Origin of the sequence: Corynebacterium sp. AOP12-C2-36, assembly GCF_052379185.1 — a bacterium.
In the GTDB taxonomy this organism is placed as follows: domain Bacteria; phylum Actinomycetota; class Actinomycetes; order Mycobacteriales; family Mycobacteriaceae; genus Corynebacterium.
Window position 1 is genome coordinate 1 of record NZ_JBQSYJ010000071.1, and the last position, 849, is coordinate 849.

Consider the following 849-nt stretch of genomic DNA (forward strand, 5'->3'; position numbering starts at 1 on the left):
GAACCCCGCCGAAAGGTCTGGAATGAGCGACGCTGACAGGTCTCCGCGCAACGACCGTGGAGACGCCCCCCGTCACGGCGGTCGGCACCACCGCCGCGACGAGGTGGCCCCACGGGCCGAGAGGCCCCGTCAGACCGGACAGTCCAGCCAGACCGGGCCGGACGGCCAGCCGCGGCGGGCCCGTCACAGCCGGCCCTCCAACGGCAGGCAGACCGAGGGCACCAATGCAGGACGCTCCTCGCGCACCGTCGCCGGTGCCGCCACCGGCACGGCCGCGGCCGGGCACCGCCAGCTCGGTTCGACACCGGTCAAGGTGGTTCTCGCCCTACTGTCGGCGATCATGCTCGCTGGCGGCAGCTACGCCTACGCCTCCTTCGGCAGCCTCGGCAGCGACATCAGCCAGGCCGGCGGCCTCGGGCTGGGCAGCCAGTCCGACGGCGCCACGGACATCCTGCTGGTCGGCATCGACTCGCGCACCAACGCCCGCGGCGAGCCCCTGACCCAGGAGCAGATCGACATGCTGCGCGCCGGCGAGGAGGCGACGACCAGTACCGACACCATCATCCTCATCCGCGTGCCGGACGACGGATCCTCCGCCACCGCCGTGTCCCTGCCGCGCGACACCTACGTCGACGGCGGCGAGGAGCTCGGCAACCAGAAGATCAACGCGATCTACGGACAGACGAAGTACTACAAGACCCAGGAACTCCAGGACGAGGCCGCCGCGGCCGGCGAGACCCCCGACGAGCAGAAGATCGAGAACGAGTCCTCCCACGCGGGCCGCGAGGCTCTCATCGGGACCGTCGCCGACGTGACCGGCATCGAGGTCGACCACTACGCCGAGGTCGG

Annotated in this window: 1 protein-coding gene; it reads left to right on the top strand. The window is 71.4% G+C overall.

The window, feature by feature from the left end:
• Positions 1–22: 22 nt before the first annotated feature.
• On the top strand, positions 23–849 hold an 827-nt coding region (locus ACT3UN_RS16500), incomplete at its 3' end, for an LCP family protein (protein WP_444657666.1).